Origin of the sequence: Paeniglutamicibacter kerguelensis (assembly GCF_017876535.1) — a bacterium.
Lineage (GTDB): Bacteria > Actinomycetota > Actinomycetes > Actinomycetales > Micrococcaceae > Paeniglutamicibacter > Paeniglutamicibacter kerguelensis.
The window spans coordinates 3,448,651-3,475,109 of record NZ_JAGIOF010000001.1 but is presented as its reverse complement, the minus strand read 5'-3'; the positions used below and the strand labels follow the sequence as shown (position 1 = coordinate 3,475,109).

Below are 26,459 nucleotides of genomic sequence, written 5' to 3'. Positions count from 1 at the left end.
GGCGGATCGTTTTAATTGCCGGGAAGTGGCAGGCAGCTACCGCTGCAACAAGCCTCCTGCATGCGACGCTACCGAGGTGCACGTGCGGCGAACTGCTGCACCACATTGTCGATGACTTCGATCAGACGCGCCGTTCGCGCCGGGGGTTGGTCCCGGGTGGGGGTCACCGCGCACAGCTGAGAATCCGCGACGTCCTCCTCGATCCGCAGCGGGACCAGCCTCCGGCCGCAGTGCGTCTTGTGCGTCAGGTGTTCGTGGTGCAGCAACGAATATCCGAGTCCGGAGGCGACGTAGGAACGGATCACCTCGTAGCTGGTCGAGGTGTACTTGATGTTCGGCGTGATGTTCAATGCCCGGAAAAAGCTCATGTAGCGGTTGAAGGTATGCGGGCTCGAGAGGAACGCCGCAGGTTCGTTGGCCAGCTCATGCAGCGAGACCGAGGTGCGGCCCGCCTGAACCAGCCTGTGGTCCTCGGCGACGACGACGTGGGGCGCGATGGTGCGCAGCGTGGCGATGCCGAATTCGGGGGTCAACTCGTCGGCATAGAGCAGTGCCACGTCGAGCTGCCTCCTCCGCAAGGCCTCCGGCAGTTCGTCCAGGTCCCCCTCGGTCAACGTGAGAGTGACTCCCGGCATGAGCCGCGCCGCCTCCAGCAGGATCGTGGGCGCGTAGAACGGGGCAAGCGGGGAATATACGCCGATGCTTAGTTCGCCCTGCAGCGGATCGTCGGTGCCTCGTGCGATCGATCCCAGGCGCCCGACCGAGTCCAATAACGGTTCCAATGCCGTCAACAGCCGGAGGCCCGCCAGTGTCGGTTCGACGCCCTTGCGTGGAATGCGCGCGAGCAGCTGGATGCGATACTGCCGCTCCAGGCGGGCGATCGCCGTCGACAACGTCGGCTGGGTGACGCTCAGTGCCTCCGCGGCACGGGTCAGGCTGCCCAGCCGGACCACGGTGCGGAAATACTCCAGTTGGACGATCGTTGCGTCATCGAGCATGGGTCGAATCTCCTTTGTATTGATTTTGGCAATGCTAGCGCGAAAGAGCATCGATTGGACACCGCACCAGGATCGGCACAAGCTGTGATGGTCATCACAGCGATAGACCGAGATTCCTTGGAGGCTTTAGTGGGTCAATCACCCTCACCGCGTGCCGATACCCGGACCGCGCGGTCCGGATCGATGCAAAAGCGGGTCCTGGCAGGCGGCGCCGTCGGACAGTTCATCGAGTTCTACGATTTCAGCCTGTATGGGCTCAGCGCCCTGATCCTGGCGACGCACTTCTTCCCCTCCGGATCGACGTTCACCGCGATGCTGGCCACCTTCGCCACCTTCGGCGTGGCGTTCCTGATCCGCCCGCTCGGCGGGCTGTTCTTCGGTGCGCTGGGCGACCGCATCGGCCGCAGGCCGGTTCTGTTCATCACCCTGATGGGCATCGGCCTGGCAACGGTCGGCATCGGGCTCATGCCGTCCTACGCTGCCATCGGGTTCGCCGCACCGGTCCTGCTGGTGTTCTTCCGGCTCATCCAGGGGTTCTCCGCGGGCGGCGAATCGGTCGGGGCACCGGCCTTCGTCCTGGAACATGCACCCGTGGAGCGGCGCGGACTCTGGCTATGCATCACCATTGCGGCAACGGCGCTGCCCGGCGTCTTCGCCGGCGGGCTGATCCTGGGTCTGAACCTGGTGTTCGGCCCGGACGGGTACGAGCAGTGGGCCTGGCGCATCCCGTTCCTGCTGGCATTGCCGCTGTCGGTGTTCGGGTTCTGGATCCGCAGCCGGACCGAGGAATCGCCGGAGTTCCAGAAGGTGCTCCAGTCGGCCGAGGCCAAGGAATACAGCCCGATCCGCGAGGCCTTCCGCACCAATGGGAGGCGCATGGTCCAGGTGGCGTTGGTGTGTGGCCTGACGGCACTGTCCTTCTACTTCCTGGCCGGCTACTTCGTCTCCTTCCTGCAGACGGCCGGCGGCCTGACCCGGGCCCAATCGCTGGGACTCAATGCGGTGGTCATGTCGGTCGTGGCGTTGGCCACGCCGTTCGCTGGGATGATCAGCGACAAGGTCGGACGACGGCCGATGCTTCTGGTGGGCTCGGCCGGTGTGGTGGTCCTGGTCATTCCCGCGTTCCTGCTGATCACCAGCGGCAACGTCTGGGTGGCATTGCTTGGCCAGCTGATCTATGTCCTGCCGCTGCTGGTCTACAGTGCCGGCAGTGCCACGATCTTCGTCGAGATCTTCCAGACCAAGACCCGCTTCACCTCCGCCGCCGTGAGCTACAACGTCGGCTACGCATTGCTGGGCGGCACCGCACCGCTGGTCGGCACCTGGCTGGTCGAGACCACGGGCTCGTCGATCTCGCCGGGTATCTACCTGGGTATCTACGCGGTCATCGTCTTCCTGGTGGTCCGCTTCGGCGGGGTTCCGGAAACCCACCCGCTGCTAGGAAAGCGCGCAGCGGACGAACCCGATCTTGTAAACCAGTGAAAGGAATTTTCTCCATGAACACCCCTGTCACCGACACAACGCTGTGTTTCGCAACTGCCACCGAGCTGCTGGAGGGATACCGCCGCCGCGACTACAAACCCAGCGAGGTTCTCGCTGACCACTTTGCGCAGATCGAACGCACCAACCCCGCCACGGGGCTGGGCGTGAATGCCCTGACCGAAGAAATGCGCGAAACCTCCACGTCGGCCGCCCTTGCCGCCGACGAGGCATACGTTCGCGGAGGTTCCCTGCCACCACTGCTGGGTGTGCCGCTGGTGACCAAGGAAAAGCACGCGATCGCAGGGCTGGCCGTCACCCAGGGGCTGGGCAACGAGCGGGCGCAGTTCCCGACGGCGAACCAACCCATCGTCCAGCGGGTGCTGGATGCAGGGGTGCTGCTGCATGCCCGAACCACCACCCCGGAGTTCTCCTGCGCTTCCGTCACCCATTCGAAGCAGTGGGGCGTGACCCGGAACCCGTGGAACCTGGCTGCGGGGCCCGGCGGATCCTCCGGCGGTGCGGGCGCGGCCCTTGCCGCGGGCATGAGCACGTTGGCCACGGCCAGTGACATCGGTGGATCGACCCGGATTCCCGCAGGTTTCAACGGGATGGTCGGCTACAAGGCCCCGTACGGTAGGGTTCCCGGGGCCGCGCCGCTGAGCGCCGACTGGTACCGCAGCGACGGGCCGATGGCACGCAGTGTCTCCGACGTTGCGCTGTTGCAGTCGGTGATGGCCGGCCGCCACCCCTCGGATCATAGCTCCTGGGGCGAACACGGGGCCGACTACCTCTCTCATGTGCAGGCAGGAACGCCGCAGTCGCTGCGCGGGGTGCGCATCGCCTACAGTCCCACGCTGGGAGATTTCCCGGTGGCGGCCAGCATCCGCGCCAACACCGAGGCGCTCGTCGCGCGGTTGGCGGAGCAGGGCGCCATTGTCGAGGTCGTCGAACCGCGTTGGGATACGGAGCAGATCCTTGACACGATCTTCTCCCACTTCGGCACCATCATGGGCAGGGCGCTGCTTCAGCAAGTAGATGGAAACCTTGAGGAACTGTCCGCATACGCGCAGCTGTATGTGGCGCAGGCCGCCGAGGCTGCCGGAAGTGGAACCATCGTGGATTCGCTCACCAAGGACATCGCGATCCAACAGGAACTGGCACGCATTATGGAGGGTTGCGACGTGCTGCTGACCCCGACCCAGGGTGCGGAGATGCTCCCGGCGGACGGAAACTTCGTCGAGGGCATCACACTCGAGGGGCGCCACTTTGACAACTACATGGCAGCCCACATGACGATGCCGTTCAACATCGCCAACCGCTGCCCGGTCATGGCCATGCCGACGGGACTGTCCAGCGTAGGCGTGCCCACCAGCGTCCAGATCGTCGGGCACCCCTTCGGCGAGGCGACCGTCTTCAAGGTCTCTGCCGCGGTCGAGGCACTGACTGATCAGTTGGGGCGCCCGGCCGGTTGCTGATTCGATGATCCGCGAACGCCGTGCCCGAGGTGGAGGCAATGCCACCCCGGGCGCGGCGTTTGCGCGTGTTCAGTGCACGGGCGTTAAGAGGCTGGCGCCGCAACTGAAGGAGATATTGCGGCTGCTGGAACTGGCTGGCCAATAATTTGATCTGCTGGGTGTCTTTCAATGAGCCCATTGCCCCGCCGTGCAGACGAATCCAGTCTCGGCACAAAAGCAGCCGAGACGGAAGACGGTAACAACCAAGACCGTCTCTCCCGGCGAAACGTATAGATTTTTTCAATGCTAGTACAAAGAAGCATTGATTGGACGTGATATGAATTCCACTACAAACTCGTGACTGTCATCACAGTAAGAAACTGAACTATTTTTGGAGAATACAGTGGATCAAGCAACCTCTCTGCACGACACTTCCCGGCCCAAACCGGCCGGAACAATGCAGAAGCGGGTCTTGGCCGGCGGCGCCGTCGGACAGTTCATCGAGTTCTACGACTTCAGCCTCTACGGCCTGAGTGCATTGATCCTGGCAAAGCACTTCTTCCCCGCCGGGTCGACATTCACCGCGATGCTCGCCACCTTCGCCACCTTCGGTGTGGCCTTCCTGATTCGCCCGCTCGGCGGACTGTTCTTCGGGGCATTGGGCGACCGAATCGGCCGCAGGCCGGTCCTGTTCATCACGCTGATGGGCATCGGCCTGGCGACGGTTGGAATCGGGCTCATGCCCTCCTACGCGGCCATCGGGTTCGCCGCACCGGTCCTGCTGGTGTTCTTCCGCCTCGTTCAGGGTTTCTCCGCAGGCGGGGAATCCGTCGGGGCGCCGGCCTTCGTGCTGGAGCATGCGCCGCTGGAGCGGCGCGGACTCTGGCTGGGCGTCACCATTGCCGCCACGGCGCTTCCCGGGGTCTTTGCCGGCGGGCTGATCCTGGGACTGAATATGGTCTTTGGCCCCGAGGGTTATGAACAGTGGGCCTGGCGCATTCCGTTCCTGCTGGCATTGCCGCTGTCGGTGTTCGGGTTCTGGATCCGCCGACGGACCGAGGAATCGCCCGAATTCCAAAAGGTGCTCCAGTCGGCAGACAGCAAGGAGTACAGCCCGATCCGTGAGGCCTTCCGCACCAACGGGAGACGCATGGTCCAGGTGGCGCTTGTCTGCGGTCTGACGGCATTGGCCTTCTACTTCCTGGCCGGCTATTTCGTCTCCTTCCTGCAGACGGTTGGCGGCCTCAGCCGCGGCCAGTCACTGGGACTCAATGCGGTAATCATGGCGCTCATGGCAACAATCTCTCCGTTCGCCGGGCTGATCAGCGACAAGGTGGGACGCCGGCCGATGCTGCTGGTGGGCTCGGCAGGCCTGGCGATTCTGGTCATTCCAGCGTTCCTGCTGATCACCAGCGGAAACGTCTGGGTCGCCTTGCTCGGCCAGCTGGTCTACATCCTGCCGCTGCTGGTCTTCGGAGCGGGCAGTGCCACGATCTTTGTGGAAATCTTCCAGACCAAGACCCGTTTCACCTCCGCCGCCGTGAGCTACAACGTCGGCTACGCGTTGCTTGGCGGCACGGCCCCGTTGGTCGGCACCTGGCTGGTCGAGACCACCGGCTCGGCAGTCTCGCCTGGCGTGTACCTGGCCATTTATGCCGCCGTCGTGTTCCTGGTGGTTCGATTCGGCGGGGTTCCGGAAACCCACCCGCTGCTTGGCAAAGCCCGCCTGGAGAAGTCCGAACTCGTCAACCAGCACTAGCACCACTCGTCCGGTCGGCCAGATCACTGGGCCCTTGCGCAGCCGCGAATTTGTTTGCGGCTTGTGCAAGGCGTCTAGGCAGGCCGACCGGCATTTCAGCTACACGCAATAGATCAGTTTTTATGAAAGGCAGCTAATCCTCCATGGAACCCACCATTGTCTACCCCGCCCGCATGATCCGCACGATGGACCCCGCACGTCCCACCGCGGAGGCAATTGCCGTGCGCGGCGAACGGATCCGCGCGGTTGGCACCGTGGCCGAACTGATGTCCTACCCGGGGTCGGTTCGTGATGACCGCTATGCGGATGCCGTATTGGTTCCGGGCTTCGTTGAATCCCACAGTCACGCGGGAACGGGAAACATGTGGAATGACATCTATGTGGGGATGGTTGATCGCACCGACCCCAACGGAAAGCGCTGGCCCGGTTGCCTGACCATAGAGGATGTCATCGCACGTCTGATCGAGGCCGACGGCGATCTCCAGGACCCCGATGCACCCCTGGTGGCGTGGGGACTTGATCCCATCTACTTCCCGGGAGAAAGACTCTCGGCGAAGCATCTGGACAGGGTATCGACCACCCGTCCCATCCACATCACGCACTCCAGCGGACACTCTAGTTCGGTGAATTCGGTGGCAATGGATGCCTTTGGAATTGATTCCGGCACCAACGTCATCGGGGTCGTGAAGGACGAGAACGGCGACCCCACGGGAGAACTCCAGGAAATGGTGGCCATTGCCCTGGTGGCGCCGCTGACCGAAGGCCGCGGCGTGATGTACACGAACCCGGCGGCGCTGCGGGCCTTCGCCCAGGACGGAGTGAACACGGGCACCACCACCTTGACCGACCTGGGCTCACAACTCCTGATGGATGACGCAGGCGTGGGTGTCTACGAATCCGCGGTCGATGATGATTTCCCGGCCCGGCTCAACGTGTTCCACTTCGGTTTGGGCCTCGGGAAGGTGGCGTTGTCATTTGAGGATGCCGCCAAACGATTGGTGCACTTGCGCGAGCGCTCCAGCAGCAAATTGCGATTCGGCAACGTGAAACTCATGCTCGACGGCACGATCCAGGGCTTCACGGCCAGGCTGTTGGAGCCGGGCTACTACGGCGACCAGCCCAACGGGATCTGGGCCGTCAGCCCGGAGGAGTTCCGCGAGGCCTTCGAGACGTTCCACCGTGCGGGCATCCTGGTCCATGTCCACTGCAACGGCGACCAGACGACCCAGCTGTTCATCGAGACGCTCGAGGCCATCCTCTCCAAGTACCCGCGTCCGGACCACCGCCACACGGCCACCCACTCGCAGCTAAGCACCAGCGCACAGTACCGTCGCCTGGCAGCGCTGGGCGCGTGCGCCAACATCTTCGCCAACCACATTTGGGCCTGGGGCGACCAGCACATGGATCTCACCGTCGGCCCGGACCGCGCATCACGGATGAACGCGGCGGCCACGGCGCTGCGCCACGGGGTCCCGATCTCGCTGCACTCCGATTCCCCCGTGACACCACTGGGCCCGCTGCGCACCATGAAGCACGCGGCGACCCGGTTGACCGTCTCCGGCCGGGTCATGGGCGAACACGAACGAATCAGCGCCCAGGATGCCTTGGAAGCCGTCACCCTCGGTGGCGCATACATGCTGAAGATGGACCACGAGGTAGGGTCACTCGAGGCCGGAAAGTTTGCAGACGTCGCGGTTTTGGCCGAGGACCCCCTCGACGTGCCCGCCACCCGGATCGGCGAGATCCACGTGTACGGCACCATGGTGGGCGGACAACACCACGCAAGCAACGTCGCCGCGCCGGCGTTGGCCGGCACGCCGTGACTCCCAAGCTGGGGCTGATCGGCGGCTACCTGGGCTCCGGAAAGTCCACGCTGGTCAACCGGCTGCTATCCGGGGCCCTGCCGGGCCGCACGGCCGTGGTGGTCAACGACTTCGGCAGCGTCAACATCGACGCAGATCTCATCCAGTCGGCGGACGGCGACACGATCGAGTTGAGCAATGGGTGCATTTGCTGCCAGCTCAACGACGACGTGGCACGCACCATGACGGCGTTGGCGGCACGGGAGGACCTCGACAACGTCATTTGCGAGGTCAGCGGGGTGGGAGACCCCGGAGAACTGGCTGCCTGGCGAAGCTACCCGGGGTTCGGCGCCGGCCCCGTGGTCGTCTGCGCCGATGCCACGGCAATCGTGCGATTGTCGCGCGATCAGTATGTGGGGGATACTGTTCGCCGTCAGTTGGGTTCGGCCGAACTGGTCTTGATCATCAAGACGGACCTGGCCATGCCGGGGGACGCTGCTGCGGCACTGGCGGTTTGCGAAGCGGCAGCCCCGCAGGCACTGGTGGTGCAGCAAGACCCGTTGGACCCGCAACTCACCGCGGCTCTGGTCTTTGCCGCCGAAGTGCCCCCGTCCGCGGCAGCAGGTCCCGTGGTGGCAGATGCGCATACCGACGTCCATTCCACCTGCACGGTTGCGGTGCCCGGACCGATCGACGTCGATTCACTTCGGCTGGCCTTGTCTGCCCAGTCTCAAAGGCTGGTCCGCGCCAAGGGCATCGTCCAGGATTCGGCCCACCGTTGGCACGAGGTGCAGCTGGCAGCCGGCCGGGTCGAGGTCAAGGAGCGTTCATCGGGTGCTCCGACACCCGATGGCGCCCGGCTGGTATTGATATCGGCCGGTGCCGACCGAACGGCATCCTTGGAGCAAGCCCGGGCAAAGCTGGTTGATGCCGTGGGTGTTGTTCCGATGGCTGTTCCCGGCCGCTAGAACGGTCCGAACACGACGGTGGCCATTTTGGACACGGGCAATCCCGTGAACATCCGCTACAGGGGATAACAGCGATCGCCCCGACCGCAAGGGTCGGGGCGATCGCTGTTTAAAACACGTAGCGGAAGAATCCGCCGGGGTTTACTTCTTGAGGTGGTCTACCAGCTGCGAGGCGATGCCGTTGTAGGAACCCGGGGTCAGCGCCAGCAGGCGTGCCTCGGCCTCGGCGGACAGGCCCAGCTCGGAGACGAACTCCTGCATGCGGGCCGCATCCACGCGCTGGCCGCGGGTCAGGTCCTTGAGGCGCTCGTACGGGTTTTCCATGCCGTCGACGCCGGCGATGGCCTCGGCGCGCATGACCATCTGGATGGCCTCGCCGAGCACCTCCCAGTTGTGGTCGAGGTCGTCGGCCAACACGGCCTCGGCAACGTCCAGGCGGTCAAGGCCCTTGGCGACGTTGGAGATCGCCAGCAGCGAGTGGCCGAAGGCGGTGCCGATGTTGCGCTGCGACGAGGAGTCGGTGAGGTCGCGCTGCCAGCGGCTGGTCACAAGGGTGGCGCCCAGGGTGTCGAGCAGGCCGTTGGAGATCTCCAGGTTCGCTTCGGCGTTCTCGAAGCGGATCGGGTTGACCTTGTGCGGCATGGTCGAGGAGCCGGTGGCGCCGGCAACCGGGATCTGCGCGAAGTAGCCGATGGAGATGTAGCTCCACACGTCGGTGCACAGGTTGTGCAGCACGCGGTTGAAGCGGGCCATGTCGGCGTACAGCTCGGCCTGCCAGTCGTGCGACTCGATCTGGGTGGTCAACGGGTTCCAGGTCAGGCCCAGGCCCTCGACGAAGGTGCGCGAGACTTCCTGCCAGTCGGCGGCGGGCACCGAGGCGTAGTGGGCGGCGTAGGTGCCGGTGGCGCCGTTGATCTTGCCCAGGAACTCGGTCTTCTCGATGCGGTCCAGCTGGCGGGTCAGGCGCCAGGCCAGGACGGCAAGTTCCTTGCCCAGGGTGGTGGGGGTGGCTGGCTGGCCGTGGGTGCGCGAGAGCATCGGCACGTCGCGGGATTCCTCGGCCATGGCGGTGATCTGTGCGACCAGCGTGCGTGCGGCCGGCAGCCACACGTTCATGACCGCATCCTTGACGCCCAGGGCGTAGGAGAGGTTGTTGATGTCCTCGGAGGTGCATCCGAAGTGGACCAGCGCGGTGAGGTCGGCGATGCCGATGGCCTCCAGGCGGCGGCCGATGTAGTACTCGACGGCCTTCACGTCGTGAACGGTCACGGCCTCGATCTCGGCCAGCTCGGCGACGGAGGCTGCATTGAAGTCGGTGACGATGGCGCGCAACGCTGCACGCTGTTCCTCGCTCAGCGGGGAGGTGCCCGGGAGCACCGAGTTGTCGGTCAGGTGGATCAGCCACTCGACCTCAACGTGGACGCGGTCGCGGTTCAGGGCCGCTTCGGAGAGGTGGTCGACCAATGGGGCGACTGCTGCACGGTAACGACCGTCCAGGGCACCAAGGGCGAGGGGTTCGGATGCAAGTGAAATGCGCGCGGAATCAGCCATGATGCCCATTCTTTCATGTTTTGCCTCACTACGGCCGGGAGAGTGACGCCGCACACGCTCGCGGGTCTGCTCCCGCATGGGCAGGATATCCACAATCCGGGACCCGCAGGGAGTTCGGCGCCCGGCGGGCTTCTACCGTTGCACGCAATGGCGGCGTAACAAGGCGAGGCACCGCAAAGCGAGGGAGGAGTGAAACAAGGATGTTGGAGGCAATTGCCGACGAAATGCTGATGCGGGTGGTCGCCACCCAGGCGGTGGTGTACCGGGCGCGGGAACAACTGGGCGAGGTGCTCAACCTGCAATGGGAATCGCCGGCAGGCCGGGCGTTCAGGGACCGGGCCGCGGAATTGGCCGCCAAGGTCGCGGACCTCGATGCGCGGCTGGAAACGGCGCGCGGCGAAATCTGGGCCGCCCGCGCCGACCTTGCCGAGCTCGAGGCTTCGATGCTGTCGGGGCTGACCACTCTTGGGCCGGTGTCGATCCCGGGCGGGCTGCCGATCGGGTTGCTGGGCGGACTCGGGCTGCCCGGCGGGAACCAGTAACGCCGATGGGATACGAAAGCCGCGGGGGAGTGGCGGGGACCGAGTTTTCCCTGGATGAACTTGAACGGAGTTCCGCAATGCTGGCGGCCGCGGGTGCCGAACTGCTTGAGGGGGCGGCGAAGTTGGCGCTTTCACCGCAGCCGCCCGCGGCCCTTTTGCTGCTGGGCACCGTCCTGATGCGCCAGCGGGTGCTCGCGGCAGCCGGCACCGTCATCGAGCTGGCGGCGCTGTGCTCGGTCCGGGCGGCGGAGGCGGGCGGCCTGGCGCTTCGGGTCCATACCGCGCGCGAGGCCTATGAACAGGCCGAGGCGCTTGCGACACGGCAAATCAACGATGTGCGCGGTGCACTGCTGCCATTGATCCTGATGTGGGACCTGGCCACGAACAAGGGCCGCCCGCGCACCGACACCATGGAGGACCTCATCAACCAGGCCCCGGCCATGCTCGGTGCCTTGCTGCCGGGTCCCGCAGGCGGCGTGGCCTTGTTGCGGGACCGGGAACACGGCGGGATCTTTGACACGAGTGTGGCCCAACGGTTGTATCCGGTGCTGGGGGCCGGGCTCTCCGGGCTCGGCCTGATCCAAACGGGACCCGTAGAGGTTGCGGCACTCAACGGGGCCCGCACCGTGGAAGCACGGGGCGCACTGGACACGATGCTGGACCTGCAGGAGATCGCCGAGCACGAGCCGCCGGGCAGCCTCCTGGTCAGCACGGTGCAAGGCAGCGGGCCGCCGGTGCACATCGTCACCATCCCCGGAACCCAATCGGATCCGCTGCGCGAGGGCATCGAGTCGATCAAGGGGCTCGGCGGTGTCCAGCCGGTGTCCGCCGGAATGAACCCCTGGGACACCGCGGGCATCGCCGAGGGCATGGGCTTCGGGTCCCAGCACATCGCGGTGGCGGTGGGGGAAGCGCTGGTGCAGGCGGGGGCCAAGCCGGGGGACACTGTGGTGCTCAGCGGATACAGCCAGGGCGGGATCCACGCGGCGAACCTCGCCGGAGACAGCCGGCTCAGCGACACCTTCGACGTGTCCTATGTCTTGACGGTGGGATCCCCGGTGGCGCTGGCGGCGCTGCCGAAAATGACAAAGGCGCTTCACCTGGAAGACCGCCGGGACATGGTGCCGGGGACCGACGGTTCACCGAATCCAGCCGGACGGAACCGAGTCACCGTCTATTTCGATGGCCCCGGCCAGGAGGAGGAAATGCCGAACACGGGATTCGGGCAGGCGCACAAGTTGTCCAACTACCGGGAACATGCCCGCGATCTCCGGGGTGCCACGGACCCCGGCATCGTCGAATCCACGGGGCGGCTGGAGACGCTGCTGGCCGGGTCCGGCGGCCTGACCGTGCGTTCCTACCAGTTGAGGCGGGTCGTGCCCTCGGGCAAGGCCTCCGCGGAACCTAAGCCCGCACCGAGGGGCCGGCCGCTGAAGGAAAAGCCGAAAGGCGTTCCTCCGGTTACTTCCGGCTGGGGGTGAGCCAACCGATCAGTGCGGAGACCAGCGAAATGATCAGGGAAGCGATGATTGCATCCCAGAAGAACTTGTCCACGTGCAGGCCGAACGGCATGTAGGTGGTGATCCATGAGGTCAACATGAGCATGCCGGCGTTGATGACAATGGCAAACAGTCCCAGCGTGAGGCACGTGATGGGCAGCGACAGGAGCTGCACGATGGGGCGGACCAGCGCGTTGACCAGACCGAAAATCAGGCCCACCGTAAGGTATCCAACAACTATGCCGAGCGTCTTGTCGTGGGTTGGCGCCGGGGTGACTTCGACGCCCGGCACGATCCACGCGGCAACGGCCAAGCCCAGGGCATTGATAACCACACGGAGAATAATCGCAATCATGGCCCCATGATTACATAGGTTTATGTGTGCCGTCGGCATACACGCAAACTTTCCAGCCGCTTCTCAGCGACCCAATTCGATAGGCTGTGACCATGACCACGCAAAACCCTGTATCCCACGATCCGGTCCAGCCCCGCACCATCATTGGGCGGATGCCGAAGTATGCTGCCGGGAAGCCGCCGACCGAGGTGTCGGGACTGGAGGCTTTCAAGCTTTCCTCCAACGAGAACCCGTTGCCGCCCATCCCCGCGGTGCTCGATGCAATCCGCGAACAGGTTTCGCTGAACCGCTACCCGGACCCGCTCTCGACCAAGCTGCGCAATGCGCTGGCCGGGTTCCTGGACGTTCCGGCCGACGACATCGTCACGGGCGCCGGTTCGCTCGGTGCGCTGACCCAGATCCTGGCGACTTTTGCCGGCCAGGACGACGACGGCGTGCAGGACGAGGTCATTTTCGCTTGGCGCTCATTTGAGGCCTACCCGATCGTGGTCCAAACCGCAGGCGCACTGCCGGTGGAGGTGCCGTTGCTGGCCGACGGCCGCCACGACCTCGACACCATGGCAGAAGCGGTCAACGAGCGCACCGCGGTCATCCTGCTGTGCACGCCCAACAACCCGACGGGACCGATCCTCACGCAGGACGAGGTCGATGCCTTCATCGCGAAGGTTCCCAAGAACGTCTTGATCGTTGTCGATGAGGCGTACCAGGAATTCGTGCGTGACGAAAACGCCGTGGACGGTATCAAGACCTACCGTGAGCACACCAACGTCGTGGTCCTGCGAACCTTTTCCAAGGCCCACGGGCTGGCAAATCTCCGGGTTGGATACTCGGTCTCGCATCCCGAGGTCACCGAATTCCTGCGCGTCGGGGCGACCATGTTCGCGGTCTCCTCGCTGGCCGAGGACGCAGCCGTGGCCTCGCTGGCCAATTACGGGCAGGTTGTGGAAAGGGTACAAAAGATTGTCGACGAACGCACCCGTGTCGTGAATGCCCTCAAGGAGCTTGGATGGGACATTCCGAAAGCCGAAGGAAACTTCGTCTGGCTGCCCCTGGGCGCGAATACCGCCGAGTTCGTTGCCCTTGCCGAGGTGCAGGCACTTTCGGTGCGCGGATTCGCCGGTGAAGGCGTTCGTGTGAGCATCGGCGAGATCGAGGCGAACACCCGCTTCGTGGATCTTTGTCGGAACTATCCAAAAGGTTCTTCGCTTTCCTAGGGCGAATAAGTCGTAATCAGCGACTTGTCACCGTTAGGCTTGAACTAATAAACCCGCTATATGCCCCATGCGGAATGCATTCCAATTGGGGCATATTTCATTTATGTAAGGACCCTCGGTATGACCCAAACCGTGCACGAGCCCTCGGTCGAAACGCTGATCCAGCTATTGACCCCCGAAGGTGAGCGTCGCTCGCATGCCGAGTACGACCGCTACATCCAAGACGTAGACGCCGCCATGCTTCGCGATTTCTACCGCGACATGGCGCTGACCCGCCGATTCGACCAGGAAGCCACCGCGCTCCAGCGCCAGGGACAGTTGGCCCTGTGGGTGCCGCTGCGCGGCCAGGAAGCCGCCCAGATCGGGTCCGGCCGGGCCACCCGGCCCAACGACTACATTTTCCCCACCTACCGGGAACACGGCGTGGCGCTGACCCGCAACGTCGACTTCCCCCAGATGCTACGCATTTTCCGCGGCATCTCCAATGGCGGATGGGACCCGCGGGAAAACAACTTCCACATGTACACCATGGTGCTTGCGGCCCAGATGCCGCACGCCACAGGTTATGCGATGGGCGTGCAGCGCGACCAGGCCGGCTGGGACGCCGAACGCCTGGAAAAGGAAGGGACCGCGGTTGTCGCCTACTTCGGCGACGGCTCGTCCACCGAGGGTGAAGTTCACGAATCAATGGTCTTCGCCGCAAGCTTCGAAGCCCCGGTGGTCTTCTTCTGCCAGAACAACCAGTGGGCGATCTCCGTTCCGTTCCACGTGCAGTCCAAGGTTCCATTGGCCGAGCGCGCCGCGGGCTACGGATTCCCCGGAATCCGCGTGGACGGCAACGACGTACTTGCAGTCCTGGCGGTCACCCGCTGGGCACTGGATCGTGCCCGCCGCGGCGAGGGTCCGGCCCTGATCGAGGCCGTCACCTACCGCATGAGCGCACACACCACCGCGGATGACCCCACGAAGTACCGCATGAGCGCCGACGAGGAAGCCTGGGTCGACCGCGACCCGGTCGCCCGGCTGGAAAAGCACCTGCGCGACAACAACCTGGCCGACGAGGCGTTCTTCGAACAGGTCGTCGCCGACGGCCACGAGATGGCAAACCGCGTCCGCGAGGAAGCCATGGCGTTCCCCGAACCCGAACTGGCACAGTCCTTCGCCAACGTGTATGCCGAGGCGCACCCGCTGATCCAGGAAGAGCTCAAGTGGCACCTGGAATACGAGGCAGGTTTCGCAGAGAACACCGAGGAAGGGGCCACCCGATGAGCACCACCACCATGACCCTGGCCAAGGCCATCACCGCCGGACTGGACAAGGTCCTGGCTGACAACCCGAAGTCCCTGCTCATCGGCGAGGACATCGGACGACTTGGCGGCGTCTACCGCGTCACCGACGGGCTGATCGACACCTACGGGCCGGATCGCGTCATTGACTCCCCGCTGGGCGAGGCCGGAATCATCGGCACCAGCATCGGCATGGCCATCCGTGGCTACTCGCCGATCGCCGAGATCCAGTTCGACGGCTTCGTGTTCCCCGCGTTCAACCAGATCACCACGCAGCTGGCCAAGATGCGCGCCCGCTCGGAGGGCCGCTTCGGCGCCCCGGTGGTCATCCGCATCCCGTACGGCGGCGGCATCGGTTCCATCGAGCACCACTCCGAATCCCCGGAGGCGCTCTTCGCACACACCGCCGGCCTGCGCATCATGGCACCGTCCAACGCCCACGACGCCTACTGGATGATCCAGCAGGCCGCCGCATGCCAGGACCCGGTGATCTTCTTCGAACCCAAGCGCCGCTACTGGCTCAAGGGCGAAGTTGACACGGAAAACCCGGCCGCCGACGCCTTCAAGGCACAGGTCATCCGCCCCGGCGAGGACGCCACCATCGTCACCTACGGCCCGCTGGTGCCCGTGGCGCTGGCCGCGGCGGAGGCCGCGCGGGAGGACGGGCGATCCGTGGAGGTCATCGACCTGCGCTCGGTGTCCCCGATCGACTTCGACACCATCACCGAGTCGGTGGAGAAGACCGGACGCCTCATTGTCACCCACGAGGCCCCGACCTTCGGCGGGCTTGGCGGAGAAATCGCCGCCCGCATCACCGAGCGTTCCTTCCTGTCCCTGGAGGCGCCGGTCATCCGCGTGGGCGGCTTCCACATGCCCTACCCGGTGGCCAAGGTCGAGGAACAGTACCTGCCGGACATCGACAAGGTCCTCGAGGCACTCGACCGCTCCTTCGCCTACTAACCTTCGGCCGCCCCCACCTCAACCGGTGCGTTTGCGCGCCACAGACCCATCAACGTCCCCTTAAGGAGTCAGACGATGAGCACCTTTAATCTTCCCGACGTAGGCGAAGGCCTCACCGAGGCGGAAATCGTCAGCTGGAAAGTCAAGCCAGGGGACACCGTGGCCATCAACCAGGTCTTTGCCGAGATCGAAACGGCCAAGTCGCTCGTGGAACTGCCGAGCCCGTACGCCGGCGTGGTCAAGGCCCTGCATGCGGCCGAGGGCGAAACCCTTGCCGTGGGCGCACCGCTGTTCACCGTGGACGAGGTCGGCAGCCAGCCCGAACCGTTGACCAACGTGCCCGCGGTGGCGGACATCGCGGAGGCGGACACCCCGGTGGCCAGCGAGGAGCCGGGCCCGCTGGTCGGCTCCGGCCCGAAGGCTGACGCCGTGAAGCGCCGTGCCCGCGTTTCGCGCCCCGAACCGGCTGCCGCAAGCCGCCCGGCACCGGCGGCCCCGGCCCCAACCACCCCCGCAGCGCTGGCCGACACCATTTCCCGCCGCGCCGCCGAGATCGGCCAGGCCTCCACCCGGCTGACCGCCGCCGCCAAGCCGGCGGTCGCGGCCCTCGTGAACCGCGTGCTGGCCAAGCCGCCGGTCCGGAAGGTCGCCAAGGAACTCGGCATCGATTTGACCGAGGTCATCGGCACCGGCGGCAAGGGCGAGATCACCCGCGAGGACGTGCTCTCCTACAAGGCGCAGCGCGAGGCCGAACGCGACGCGGCACCGACGTTCTGGTCCCCGAAGGGCGTGGAGCTGGACCACCGCATCATCCGCACCCCGGTGCGCGGCGTCCGGAAGGCCACGGCCAAGGCCATGGTCGACTCGGCGTTCACCGCGCCGCACGTGTCGATCTTCGTCGACGTGGATGCCAGCCGCACCATGGAATACGTGGCGCGCCTGAAGAAGAGCCGCGACTTCGAGGGCATCAAGGTCTCCCCGCTGCTGGTGCTGGCCAAGGCCGTCATCTGGGCCGCCGCCCGCAACCCCTCGGTCAACGCTTCCTGGGTGGAGACCGAGAACGGTGCCGAGATCCAGGTCAAGCACTTCATGAACCTGGGCATCGCCGCGGCCACCCCGCGCGGACTGATGGTGCCGAACATCAAGGAAGCCCAGGACCTGTCCATGCGCGAGCTGGCCATCGCCCTGAACGACCTTGCCGAGACCGCGCGCGCCGGCAAGACCAGCCCCGCCGCCATGACCGGCGGCACCCTGACCGTGACCAACATCGGTGTGCTGGGCATCGACACGGGAACCCCGATCATCAACCCGGGCGAGGTCGCGATCGTCGCCTTCGGCACCATCCGCCAGAAGCCGTGGGTCGTCGACGGCCAGGTGGTTCCGCGTTGGATCACCACCCTCGGCGGCTCCTTCGACCACCGCGTGGTCGACGGGGACCTGTCCGCCCGCTTCATGGCAGACGTCGCCTCCATCATGCAGGAGCCGGCGCTGCTGCTCGACTGATCCGGAAGTGCGATCCAAGAGACCGAGTCCAACACCCTGGAAACAGGGCAGTTGGACCCGGTCTATTGGTTTTAAGGAGCGGATCGGGCAGATTTGTGGCAAGCAGGTTTTCACCAAGGCCCTCTTGCTCGAGGAGAACGTCTATGCCCGTCGCAAACGAACGCCCGGTCCGCTTTCCCATGCGCCGCAAGCCCCTTGTTGCATGGCTCGGTGTGGCCGCGGCGATGGCCCTTGTGGCCGGCTGCGCGGTCTCGCCCGCACCCGGAGCCGTCCCGGACGGGACCGGACAGCAAGTGCCGGCCGCCGCGGTCGGCTCCCCGACGCCCTTCCTTACCCAAGCGCCGCAGGTCGACACCTCCGACTGGAAATCGTTTGAAACTTTCGGCGTGGGTTTCAAGTACCCGGCCGAGTGGAAGGTCGTTGCCAAAAAAGAGTGCCAAGGGTGTGAACCTGCGGGGGACCCCAGGAAGAACCCGTATGCCAAGTGGAACGTTCTGGACGCGGACGGCATCGAAATCGCCGAGTTCAGTGCCGACTCGGCCGAGGACAACGACGGGGACGCCACCTACGTGCGGACACGGCTTGAAACGATCGAGCTGGACTCCAACATGTCGACTCCCACCGTGGTTCTCTTCGAACACTCGTTGGCAAACACTCCCACCAGGGACAACTACCGGACCGCGGCCCTCATGGTGGACGATGCGGTCCTGGCCGCCGAACGCGACGAATTTCCGCAGCTTGCCTATTTCCGCCCGCGCAAGGGCGTTGCCGCGATGCTGGAAACCACCAACGGCTTCCCCAAGAGCCTGGGGTTCACGGCGCAGGACGTCAGCCTCGGAGACGCCATCAAGATGATGGACACAACCGGGTACCGGAACATGGTGGCACTTATGCTCAGCGTCAAGGCGGTGCCGCAGGAGTAGCGGCCGCACCGCAAGGCCGGGTGCCGGCCACGGAGCCATCCGCGGGGCCTCGGACCCGTCGCCACTGGATACCATGGATAGGGTAACCAAGGACTCGCGACGGGGAAGAACACCAATGCCACAGCTGTACATCAAGATCTGCGGGTTGAGCACCCCCGAGTCGGTCGCCGCTGCCGTGGCGGCCGGGGCCGACGCCGTGGGGTTCGTCTTTGCGCCGGGCAGCCCGCGCACCGTTGACGCGGAACTGGCCGCCTCCTTGGGTCAGGCCGTTCCCGCGGACGTTGAGACCGTCGGCGTCTTCCGGAACCAACCGCTGGCCGAGGTCATGGACATCGCGACGAGCGCGGCCGTGAGCACCGTGCAGCTGCACGGGGACGAGCCGCTCGCCGACATCCGGGCGCTGCGGGACGCGGGTTTCAAGACACTGCGGGCCTTCTCCGTGGACGCATTCGAGGCCCTGCCGGAAGCGGAACGTCTGCTGTGGGACGCGGAACGCATCCTGATCGACGCCGTGGAGCCGGGGGCTGGTGTCACTTTTGACGCCACGAACGTGCTGGCCGAACCGCCTGCGGGCATGTGGCTCTTGGCCGGCGGGCTCAACCCGGGCAATGTCGCGGGACTGGTCAAGACCCTCAACCCGAGCGGCGTTGATGTCTCAAGCGGCGTCGAATCAAGCCGCGGCGTCAAGGACAACGGGCTGATCGCCGACTTCATCCGGGCGGCGCGTTCGGCCGAATGATCCGCCACGTCCTCGCGACGGGACAGCGAAAGGCCCCCGCCGATGCGAGGGCCGAGGGACTTGGTTGGGAGCGGGCTAACTGAAGATGAACGAGACGGCGGCGGTGAACGACTTGACCTCGTAGTGGACCACTGCCGGGACAACCGCCGGGGCGTGGTCCTCAAGGAATCGGCGCAGGTGCCACATGGCCCATCCCAGCCGGTCGGCCGGCAAGACCGTGGTGGGGACCATGACCACAAAATGCGTGGCAACCGGGGCGCCTGCCGGGGTGCGGTCGGTGATGGTGGCGGTTACGCTGCCGATGGATAGGGTTTCGGCGGCTACTTGGGTGCGCATTTCGGGGTCCTTTGAGGTCCTGCGGCTTATGGGGGTTGGGATCGGTTTGCGGGCCGGTTTGGCGGGTCCGGGTTTTGCTTAAAGCATCTCGCCACGATCCGACAGTTTGCTCCCGGATCGGGCGGCTTGGCTAAAGTTTTTATGCCTCTGTTTATTGATGTTCGTAGCCGTCAGGGTCGTGGATTGCATCGACCGTGCGAGAGCGGTTGCCGCCGGCATTCGGGCGCATTTTCGCCCCGCAGCAATTCAGGTTCGCATCCGGCTCATTCGCCGGCGAAGATCCTCGGCGAGGCGCTGAGCAGCGCCCGGGTGTAGGGGTGCTGCGGGTTGTTGAACACCGACTCGACGGGCCCGGATTCCACGATGGCACCGCCCCGCATGACCAGCACGCGATCGCTCATGTGCCTGATCACGGCCAGGTCGTGGGAGATGAACAGGTAGCTGAGCCCCAGCTTCCGTTGCAGGTCATCGAGCAGGTCAAGTACCTGTGCCTGGATGGAGACATCCAGCGCGGAAACCGGCTCGTCGCAGATGAGCACGCGCGGCTCCGGGGCCAACGCCCGGGCGATGGCCAGCCGCTGTCGCTGCCCGCCGGAGAGCGTTGCGGGGTTCCGGGATGCCAGCGAGGTCTCAAGCCCCACCAACCCGAGCAACCCGTCGATGCGCGCCCGGTAGGCCCGCGGGTTGCGTGTCGCCCCGGCGCTGAGTGCATCGGCCAGCAGCCGTTCCACGCTCATGCGCGGGTCGAAGGAGGAGAGCGGGTCCTGGTAGATGGCCCCGAGCTTGGGACGCGTTGCCCGGCGCTCCGATTCGCGCAGGGCGCTCCACGGTTCGCCGAAGAGCTCGACCGACCCGCGCTCCGGGGCCAACAGCCCCAGCACCATGCGCGCCGTGGTGGTCTTGCCCGACCCGGATTCGCCGACCACGCCGAGGGTTTGCCCCGGCAGCAGCTCGAACTCGACATCCGACACCGCCGTGAAGTCCTCACGGCCCGGGGTCCGGAATGCCTTGGACAGCGACCGAGCGGTGAGCACCGGTGCGGGCCTTTGGTCGGTCCCCGGTTCCGCCGGTGCCTTGATGCTTGCGGGCGCCGCGATGCATTCCGGTGGCTCGACGGCGGGGGAGAGCCGGGTGTGGCGCGGCTTGCCGGCCGGCACCGCGCGCAGCAGGCGCTTGGTGTATTCGTGTTGTGGGTCGCCGAGGACCTGTTCGGCGGGACCGGTTTCCACGATGCGCCCGGACTGCATGACGGCGATCGCGTCGGCCACCCGGGACACCGCGGCCAGGTCGTGGCTGATCATGAGCATGGCCGAACCCTGTTGGCGCAACTGGCCCAGCAGGTCCAGCACCTGAGCGGCGATCGTTGCGTCAAGGGCGGTGGTGGGCTCGTCGGCGATGAGCAGCGCCGGGTCCAGGGCGATGGCGGAGGCTATCAGAGCGCGCTGGCGCATGCCCCCGGACAGTTCCCCGGAGAGCTGTCCGGCCCGCAACGCCGGGTCATCGAGCCCCACGGCTTCCAGCAGCTCCATGACGCGCGCGGCGCGTTGGGCGGGGGAACCGCCGATGTGCAGGCGCAGTGCATCGTCGATTTCCCGGCCGATCTTGCGCAGCGGGTCCAGGGAGGTCAGCGCGTCCTGCAGGATGAATCCGACGTCCTTGCCGCGCAGCCTGCGCCACGCACGTTGGCCCAGTGCTCGGACGTCGCGGCCGGCCAGCGACATGGTCTCGGCCCGCACCGTCGAGCGGGGACCGGCCAGCCCGATCAGCGAGCGCGCCGTGACGGATTTTCCGGAACCGGATTCCCCGACCAGCGCCAGGCAGGCCCCGGGCTGCAGGGAGAAGGACACGTCGCGAACCACGTGGTTGGTGCCGAAGGAGACGTTGAGGTTGCGCACCTCGATCAGGGGCAAGGGTTCTTCGCTCATCGCTTGCCGCCGCCCTTGTTCAGCAGGCGCGAGAGCACCGTGGCGGCCGCGGCGACCAGCACGATGGCCAGGCCGGGGAAGAACGTCATCCACCACGCCAGGGACAGGTAGGTGCGCCCGGCGGAGAGCATCGCGCCCCATTCGGGTGCCGGCGGCGGGGCTCCGAGGCCCAGGAAGCTCAGCGAGGCGGCCCAGAGAACGGCCTGGCCCAGGCCCAGCGTGCCGAGCACCGCGATCGGGGCCAGCGCATTGGGCAGCAGGTGCGTGGTGAGGATCCCTGCGCGGCTGCGTCCCAGCACCGTGGCGGCCTCCACCATGGGCGAGTTGCGCAGCGCGACCAGCTGGCCGCGGATCAGCCGCGCGTACCCGGGCGCAGTGGTCAGCCCGACGGCGATGACGGTGGTGCCCACGCCTGGCCCAGCCAGGGCGATGAACACGAGGGCCAGCAGCAGCCCGGGCAGCGCGAAGAGCACCTCGAGGATGCGCCCGACCCCGGCGTCCAGCCAGCGGCCGCCGAAGCCGGCAACCGTGCCCAGGACCAGCGCCAGGCCCAGCCCGATGGCCGTTGCAGCGGCGCCGATCAGCAGCGAGGGCCGCGAGCCGTAGATGATGCGCGAATAGATGTCGCGCCCCGACTCGTCGGTGCCCAGCAGGTGTCCGGGGCCCGGGGGAGAAAACGCGTCGGCGGGGTTGATGGCCAGCGGGTCGAAGGGGGCCAGCCAGGAAGGAACGATGGCGGCGAGCACAAAGAAGCCGAGCACCAGCACCGGGAAGGCCAGCTGCAGCCGGGTGGCCCACGCGTGCGAACCGCCGAGGGCCCGCGGATTCGCGCTGTGCCCGGCGAGCACCGGGTCGCCGGCTGGCAGCTCGTGCGGCAGTTCGTGTTTGGCCAGGCTCATGCCGCACGCACCCGGGGGTCGGCGAGGCGTTCGGCGATGTCGGAGAACGCCATGATCACCACGTAGGCGGCTGCCGAAAGCAGCGCGACGCCGGTGACCATCGGGATGTCGCGCGCGGTCACGGCGGAGAGCAGGCTGCGGCCCAGTCCCGGGCGGGCAAAGATCGACTCGACCACCACCGCGCCGGAGAGCAGGGAACCGAACGCCCAGCCGGAGAGCGCGATGCCGGGCAGCGCAGCGTGGCGCAGGGCATGGCGCAGCAGCACCCCGTTCTCGCTCTCGCCGCGCGCCCGCGCGGAGAGAGCAAAGGAGGAGATGTGGGCATCGAGCATCGAATCGCGCATGACTTGGCCCAGGAACCCAGCCAGCGGAAGTGCCAGGGTGGCCACGGGCAGCACCAGCCCGGCGGGGGTTTGCGTGCTCACCGGCGGCAGCCAGCCCAGCGAAGTGGAAAAGAGCAGGATGAGCACGCTGGCCAGCCAAAAGTGTGGGACCGCGGCGGAGACGATTTCCAGCCCGGAGGCCAGCGCGCGTCCCACGGCGCCGCTGCGGATGGATGCGGTGGCCACGGCAAGTGCCAGCACCCAGGCCACCAGCAGGGACAGCACCGCCAGGGTGAGCGTGGGCGGCACCAGTTCGCCGAGCACCTCGGCCACGGGGACCTTCAGCGAATAGGAGGTGCCGAGGTCGCCGGTGGCCAGCCGCCACAGCTGGCCGAAGTATTGGGCCAACAGCGGCTGGTCAAGCCTGTATTCGGCGCGCGCCGCGGCCAGCGCCTCGGCCGAGGCCTGTGAACCGGGGCCGCCCATGATCGCCTCGGCCGGATCGCCAGGAATCATCCGGATCCCGAAGAAGATCGCCGTGGCAACGGCCCACAGCACAAAGATCCCGCCGCCGATTTTGCCCAGCGTCCAGTAGGCGACTTTCCCAAGTCGCATGCCGGGTCGCGGAGGGTGCTTCATCGGTGGGCGGGATCTTCGTTCGCTGGTGGTGCGGTTGCTGATGCGGGGTGCCTAGACGGGGATGGTTACTTGCCCAGCCAGGTGTCGAAGAACGTCGGCGAGGCAACCGCGGTGGTGGTTCCCACGCCCTGGGTCTTGGCCGAGTAGGTGGTGGTTCCCACGCCCTGGGTCTTGGCCGAGTACAGGAAGTGGTTCTGCTGATCGTACAACGGCAGCAGGTAGTAGCCCTCCAGCACCAGCTTCTGCGCCTTGGCGTACAGGTCCTTGCGCTCTGCCTCGTCCTTGGTGGAACCCGCGGTTTCCAGCAGCTTGTCCAGTTCCGGGTTCTTCACCTGGGACAGGTTCGCGAAGTAGCCCGACGGGGCGGGGATCGTGGAATCCGAGTGGAAGAGGATGCTCAGCACGCTCGGGCCCACCTTGGTGTACGGGGCCGAGACCAGGTTGTACTTGTGCTGGAACAACTCGCCGTACCAGCTGGACAGGTCCAGCAGGTTGATCTTGACCTCGATGCCCGATTCCTTGGCGGTCGCCTGCAGCTGCTGGAAGAGCGACTGTTCGGCGGGGATCGACTGGCTGGTGCTCACCGGGAAGACCAGGGACAGGCGCTTGCCGTCCTTGGTCCGGTAACCCTCGGCATCGCGCTGGGTGTAGCCGGCGGCATCCAGCAGCTGGCCCGCCTTGGCCGGGTCGTAGGCAAAGAGCGATTCCTCGCTGAAGCCCAGCGGCTCGACGCTGGAGAGCGGGGAGTAGGAGCGCTTGGCAGTGCCGAAGAAGAGCGAATCGACACCCGCATTCACGTTCACCGCATGGATGAAGGCCTCGCGCACGCGCACGTCGTCAAACGGCGCCTTGGAGGAGTTCAGCTCGATGCGGTTGGAGGCGCCGGGGCGCGGTGCGTCGAGGTGCTTGATGGCCTCGTTCTTCGCGGCGGCGGCAATGGTGTCCGGCTGCGCGTTGTCGATGATGTTGACCTCGCCGGCCTGCAGGGCCGCGTAGCGGGTTGCCGCCTCCGGGATGAAGCGCCAGGTGATGCCGTCCAGGTAGGCCGCGCCAGCGTGGCTCGGGGAGTCGGTCGGCTGGACGTAGTCGGCGTTGCGGACCAGGTTCACCGAGTCCTGCTTCTTCCAGGATTCGACCTTGAACGGGCCGGTGCCCACCGGGGCGGCGCAGTTTTCTTCCTGGGAGCGCTTCAGCGCGGTGGGGGACTCGATGGCAACCCACGGCATGGAGAAGGACTCGAGCAGCGCGTTGTCCGGCGTCGAGAGCTTCAGCTCCAGGGTCGAGGCGTCGACCGCCTTCATGGTCTTGATCTTGCCCAGGGCCAGGTAGCCGGTGGAGGAAGCGGTCTTCGGGTCGCGCAGGTGTTCGAAGTTGGCCTTCACGGCGGCGGCGTCAAGCGCAGTGCCGTCGGTGAACTTGATGCCTTCGCGGATTTTCACGGTGCGCGTGAGGCCGTCGTCGGAAACGGTGGAGCCGGTGGCCAGCCACGGGACCAATTCGCCCTTGGCGTCCTTGGTGTAGAGCGTCTCAAGGTACTGGGAGGAGACGAGGGCCTGCGGGTAGTTGCCGCCCACATGGGGGTCCAGGCAGCTGGGCTCGGCGTCGCCGGAGGCGTAGACCAGGGTGCCGCCGGTTACCGGGGTTCCGGCGTCGTTGCCGGCTCCCGGGGCTGGGGCGGGGGTGGAGGTGCAGCCTGCCAGGACAAGGGCGGCGGCGACCATGGCGCTCGTGGTGAGAACGCGGGGTGCCAGGGTGCGGGCGTGGGTCATGGAACAACTTCCTGCATGCAGATGATGTCGAGCGAGGATGCGCACTCCGATGTGCGCACACCGAATCCACCATAGAACAGTCGTTGGGGGCGGGGCAGGCTCTGTGTGCGAGGTCATAGTCGCCGGCGTGCGTTCGAGGGGCGGTTAAATGCTGTGAGACTCGATCCAGCTGGTCTGGGACTGGCTGGCAGGATAGGTACCGGCTGTTCTTCCCCGTGGATGTGACTCATTAAATGACTGACCCTCAGGTGTCCTTCGCTTGACCTGTCCGTCCAACAGGGGTGGGTCGGCCGGTACCCGTCCGGCCCACCACGGTAGCTTCATTAGAAGATTGTCCACCCTTACGGGCGTGACCCATCACAGTTCTGTTCCGTAGTGATTCCTACCCGGACCGGTACCGGCCTTTCACGGCCACCAACCAAGTCCATCACAAGAGGAAAAGTACGGTGACCGCCATGTCTATCGTCGCGCATTCTCACCCCTTTGTCGTGGGTGTCGACACGCACGCCCGCAACCACGTCTATGCCATCCTCGATGCCGCCAACGGGGCACTCCTGGATACGCAGTCATTCCCGAGCACCGCAGTCGGCATCAACCGGGCCATCAAATGGGTGGCACGTCGTACCAACGCCGACGCAGACGCCCTCTGGGTGATCGAAGGCGCTGCGTCCTACGGCGCGGTCCTTGCCGGCACCGTGGCCGCTCAGGGATTCGCTGTTGCCGAGGCTCCCCGCATGGATGCAAAGAGCCGTCGCGGAGTCGGCAAAACCGACGCCCTGGATGCCCACCGGATGGCCATGGCCGTGCTGCCTTTGCCGGTGGAGAAACTGCGTCGTCCCCGCCTGAACGAGGGGATCCGCCAGGGCTTGCGGATCTTGTCCACGGCCCGTGAATCCATGTCCAAGGACCGCACCCGTGCGGTCAACGCCCTGAACGCCGTGGTACGCAGCAACGACATCGATATCGATGCCCGCAAGAAGCTCACAACCTCTCAGATAGGGGAAATCTCTCGGTGGCGTGAACGTGACGAAGAGCTGGCGTTGAGTATCGCCCGGGCCGAGGCGGTCCGGCTGGCAAAACACATCCTGGACTTGGCGGAGGCGCTGCAGTCCAACGAACAGAAGCTGGATGAGCTGGTGCGGGCCAGCGAGGCGGCCCCTTTACTTGAGGTCAAGGGCTTCCGGGCGGTGACCGCAGCGAAGTGTTTGGTGGCGTGGTCGCATGAGGGTCGGGTCCGTAGCGAAGCTGCTTTTGCCTGTCTGGCGGGCGTGAATCCCATCCCCGCGTCCTCGGGTAACACGGTGCGGCATCGGTTGAACCGGGGTGGCGACAGAAGGCTCAACAGCGCTCTTCACCTAGCTGCGCTCACCAGGATGACCCACGACGCTGAGACCTGTGACTACGTCGAGAAGCGTCGCGCCGAGGGCAAAAGCGACAGGGAGATCCGCCGCTGCGTGAAGCGCTATTTGGCCCGTCGTGTGTTCAGGATCTTGAATGCTGCAGCTGAGGCGCAAAAGGTCCAGTAAGACGGTT

Annotated in this window: 22 protein-coding genes; 14 read left to right on the top strand and 8 right to left on the bottom strand. The window is 65.8% G+C overall.

From position 1 onward, the window contains the following. Window positions 1–68 precede the first annotated feature (68 nt). The gene (locus JOF47_RS15830; RefSeq protein WP_210000125.1) at window positions 69–998 is read right to left on the bottom strand and encodes a LysR family transcriptional regulator; all 930 of its coding nucleotides are present in this window, start codon (window positions 996–998) and stop codon (window positions 69–71) included. Window positions 999–1,181: 183 nt separating this feature from the next. Here JOF47_RS15830 and JOF47_RS15825 point away from each other — a divergent pair, with 183 nt between their 5' ends. The 5 genes from JOF47_RS15825 (at window position 1,182) to JOF47_RS15805 (ending at window position 8,463) form a co-directional block, all read left to right on the top strand. Next, window positions 1,182–2,480 (top strand): MFS transporter, encoded by a 1,299-nt coding sequence (locus tag JOF47_RS15825; RefSeq protein ID WP_210000124.1) that lies wholly within the window; start codon window positions 1,182–1,184, stop codon window positions 2,478–2,480. A 14-nt stretch (window positions 2,481–2,494) separates the two neighbouring features. Further along, entirely contained in the window at window positions 2,495–3,955 is a 1,461-nt protein-coding gene (locus tag JOF47_RS15820; RefSeq protein ID WP_210000123.1) for an amidase, read from the top strand. A gap of 382 nt (window positions 3,956–4,337) precedes the next feature. Further along, window positions 4,338–5,693, top strand: coding sequence for an MFS transporter (locus JOF47_RS15815; protein WP_342592811.1), 1,356 nt, complete (start codon window positions 4,338–4,340; stop codon window positions 5,691–5,693). A gap of 143 nt (window positions 5,694–5,836) precedes the next feature. Beyond that, window positions 5,837–7,516, top strand: coding sequence for an amidohydrolase (locus JOF47_RS15810; RefSeq protein WP_210000122.1), 1,680 nt, complete (start codon window positions 5,837–5,839; stop codon window positions 7,514–7,516). Continuing rightward, entirely contained in the window at window positions 7,513–8,463 is a 951-nt protein-coding gene (locus JOF47_RS15805) for a CobW family GTP-binding protein (protein ID WP_210000121.1), read from the top strand. The genes JOF47_RS15810 and JOF47_RS15805 overlap by 4 nt, the downstream gene beginning before the upstream one ends. Window positions 8,464–8,604: 141 nt before the next feature. On the opposite strand, the gene purB is transcribed toward JOF47_RS15805, so the two are convergent. Continuing rightward, window positions 8,605–10,014, bottom strand: a complete 1,410-nt coding sequence (purB, locus tag JOF47_RS15800; RefSeq protein ID WP_210000119.1) for an adenylosuccinate lyase — start codon at window positions 10,012–10,014, stop codon at window positions 8,605–8,607. Window positions 10,015–10,214: 200 nt separating this feature from the next. Between purB and JOF47_RS15795 the strand changes: the two genes are divergently transcribed. Further along, entirely contained in the window at window positions 10,215–10,556 is a 342-nt protein-coding gene (locus JOF47_RS15795) for a hypothetical protein (RefSeq protein WP_210000118.1), read from the top strand. Between the two features lie 5 nt (window positions 10,557–10,561). Continuing rightward, window positions 10,562–12,037, top strand: coding sequence for a hypothetical protein (locus JOF47_RS15790; protein WP_210000117.1), 1,476 nt, complete (start codon window positions 10,562–10,564; stop codon window positions 12,035–12,037). On the opposite strand, the gene JOF47_RS15785 is transcribed toward JOF47_RS15790, so the two are convergent. Continuing rightward, window positions 12,018–12,410 carry a phage holin family protein gene (locus tag JOF47_RS15785; protein ID WP_210000116.1) on the bottom strand — a complete coding sequence of 131 codons (393 nt, stop codon included), beginning with the start codon at window positions 12,408–12,410 and terminating at the stop codon, window positions 12,018–12,020. The genes JOF47_RS15790 and JOF47_RS15785 overlap by 20 nt on opposite strands. A 92-nt stretch (window positions 12,411–12,502) precedes the next feature. Here JOF47_RS15785 and JOF47_RS15780 point away from each other — a divergent pair, with 92 nt between their 5' ends. From JOF47_RS15780 to JOF47_RS15755, 6 genes are all read left to right on the top strand, one after another. Next, window positions 12,503–13,624, top strand: a complete 1,122-nt coding sequence (locus JOF47_RS15780) for a histidinol-phosphate transaminase (RefSeq protein WP_210000115.1) — start codon at window positions 12,503–12,505, stop codon at window positions 13,622–13,624. 120 nt (window positions 13,625–13,744) lie between these two features. After that, window positions 13,745–14,893 (top strand): pyruvate dehydrogenase (acetyl-transferring) E1 component subunit alpha, encoded by a 1,149-nt coding sequence (gene pdhA, locus JOF47_RS15775; RefSeq protein ID WP_210000113.1) that lies wholly within the window; start codon window positions 13,745–13,747, stop codon window positions 14,891–14,893. Continuing rightward, entirely contained in the window at window positions 14,890–15,870 is a 981-nt protein-coding gene (locus JOF47_RS15770) for an alpha-ketoacid dehydrogenase subunit beta (protein WP_210000112.1), read from the top strand. The genes pdhA and JOF47_RS15770 overlap by 4 nt, the downstream gene beginning before the upstream one ends. 75 nt (window positions 15,871–15,945) lie before the next feature. Beyond that, on the top strand, window positions 15,946–17,373 hold the full coding sequence (locus JOF47_RS15765; protein ID WP_210000109.1) for a dihydrolipoamide acetyltransferase family protein: 1,428 nt from the start codon (window positions 15,946–15,948) through the stop codon (window positions 17,371–17,373). Between the two features lie 143 nt (window positions 17,374–17,516). Next, window positions 17,517–18,296: a hypothetical protein gene (locus JOF47_RS15760; protein WP_210000107.1), complete on the top strand. Its 780-nt coding sequence runs from the start codon at window positions 17,517–17,519 to the stop codon at window positions 18,294–18,296. A gap of 115 nt (window positions 18,297–18,411) precedes the next feature. Then, a complete protein-coding gene (locus JOF47_RS15755; RefSeq protein WP_210000104.1) occupies window positions 18,412–19,035 on the top strand; it encodes a phosphoribosylanthranilate isomerase in 624 nt (207 codons plus the stop codon). Between the two features lie 75 nt (window positions 19,036–19,110). Here JOF47_RS15755 and JOF47_RS15750 read toward each other — a convergent pair whose 3' ends face one another. The 5 genes from JOF47_RS15750 to JOF47_RS15730 form a co-directional block, all read right to left on the bottom strand. Beyond that, entirely contained in the window at window positions 19,111–19,371 is a 261-nt protein-coding gene (locus JOF47_RS15750) for a hypothetical protein (protein WP_210000102.1), read from the bottom strand. 263 nt (window positions 19,372–19,634) lie between these two features. After that, entirely contained in the window at window positions 19,635–21,296 is a 1,662-nt protein-coding gene (locus tag JOF47_RS15745; protein WP_210000099.1) for a dipeptide ABC transporter ATP-binding protein, read from the bottom strand. After that, window positions 21,293–22,195, bottom strand: a complete 903-nt coding sequence (locus JOF47_RS15740; protein WP_210000097.1) for an ABC transporter permease — start codon at window positions 22,193–22,195, stop codon at window positions 21,293–21,295. The genes JOF47_RS15745 and JOF47_RS15740 overlap by 4 nt, the downstream gene beginning before the upstream one ends. After that, window positions 22,192–23,133, bottom strand: coding sequence for an ABC transporter permease (locus JOF47_RS15735; RefSeq protein ID WP_245356394.1), 942 nt, complete (start codon window positions 23,131–23,133; stop codon window positions 22,192–22,194). Before JOF47_RS15735 ends, JOF47_RS15740 begins: the two co-directional genes overlap by 4 nt. An 89-nt stretch (window positions 23,134–23,222) precedes the next feature. Further along, window positions 23,223–24,926, bottom strand: a complete 1,704-nt coding sequence (locus JOF47_RS15730; RefSeq protein WP_210000090.1) for an ABC transporter substrate-binding protein — start codon at window positions 24,924–24,926, stop codon at window positions 23,223–23,225. Between the two features lie 455 nt (window positions 24,927–25,381). On the opposite strand from JOF47_RS15730, the gene JOF47_RS15725 reads away from it, so the two are divergent. Continuing rightward, entirely contained in the window at window positions 25,382–26,452 is a 1,071-nt protein-coding gene (locus tag JOF47_RS15725; protein ID WP_210001764.1) for an IS110 family RNA-guided transposase, read from the top strand. The last annotated feature ends 7 nt before the right edge of the window (window positions 26,453–26,459 follow it).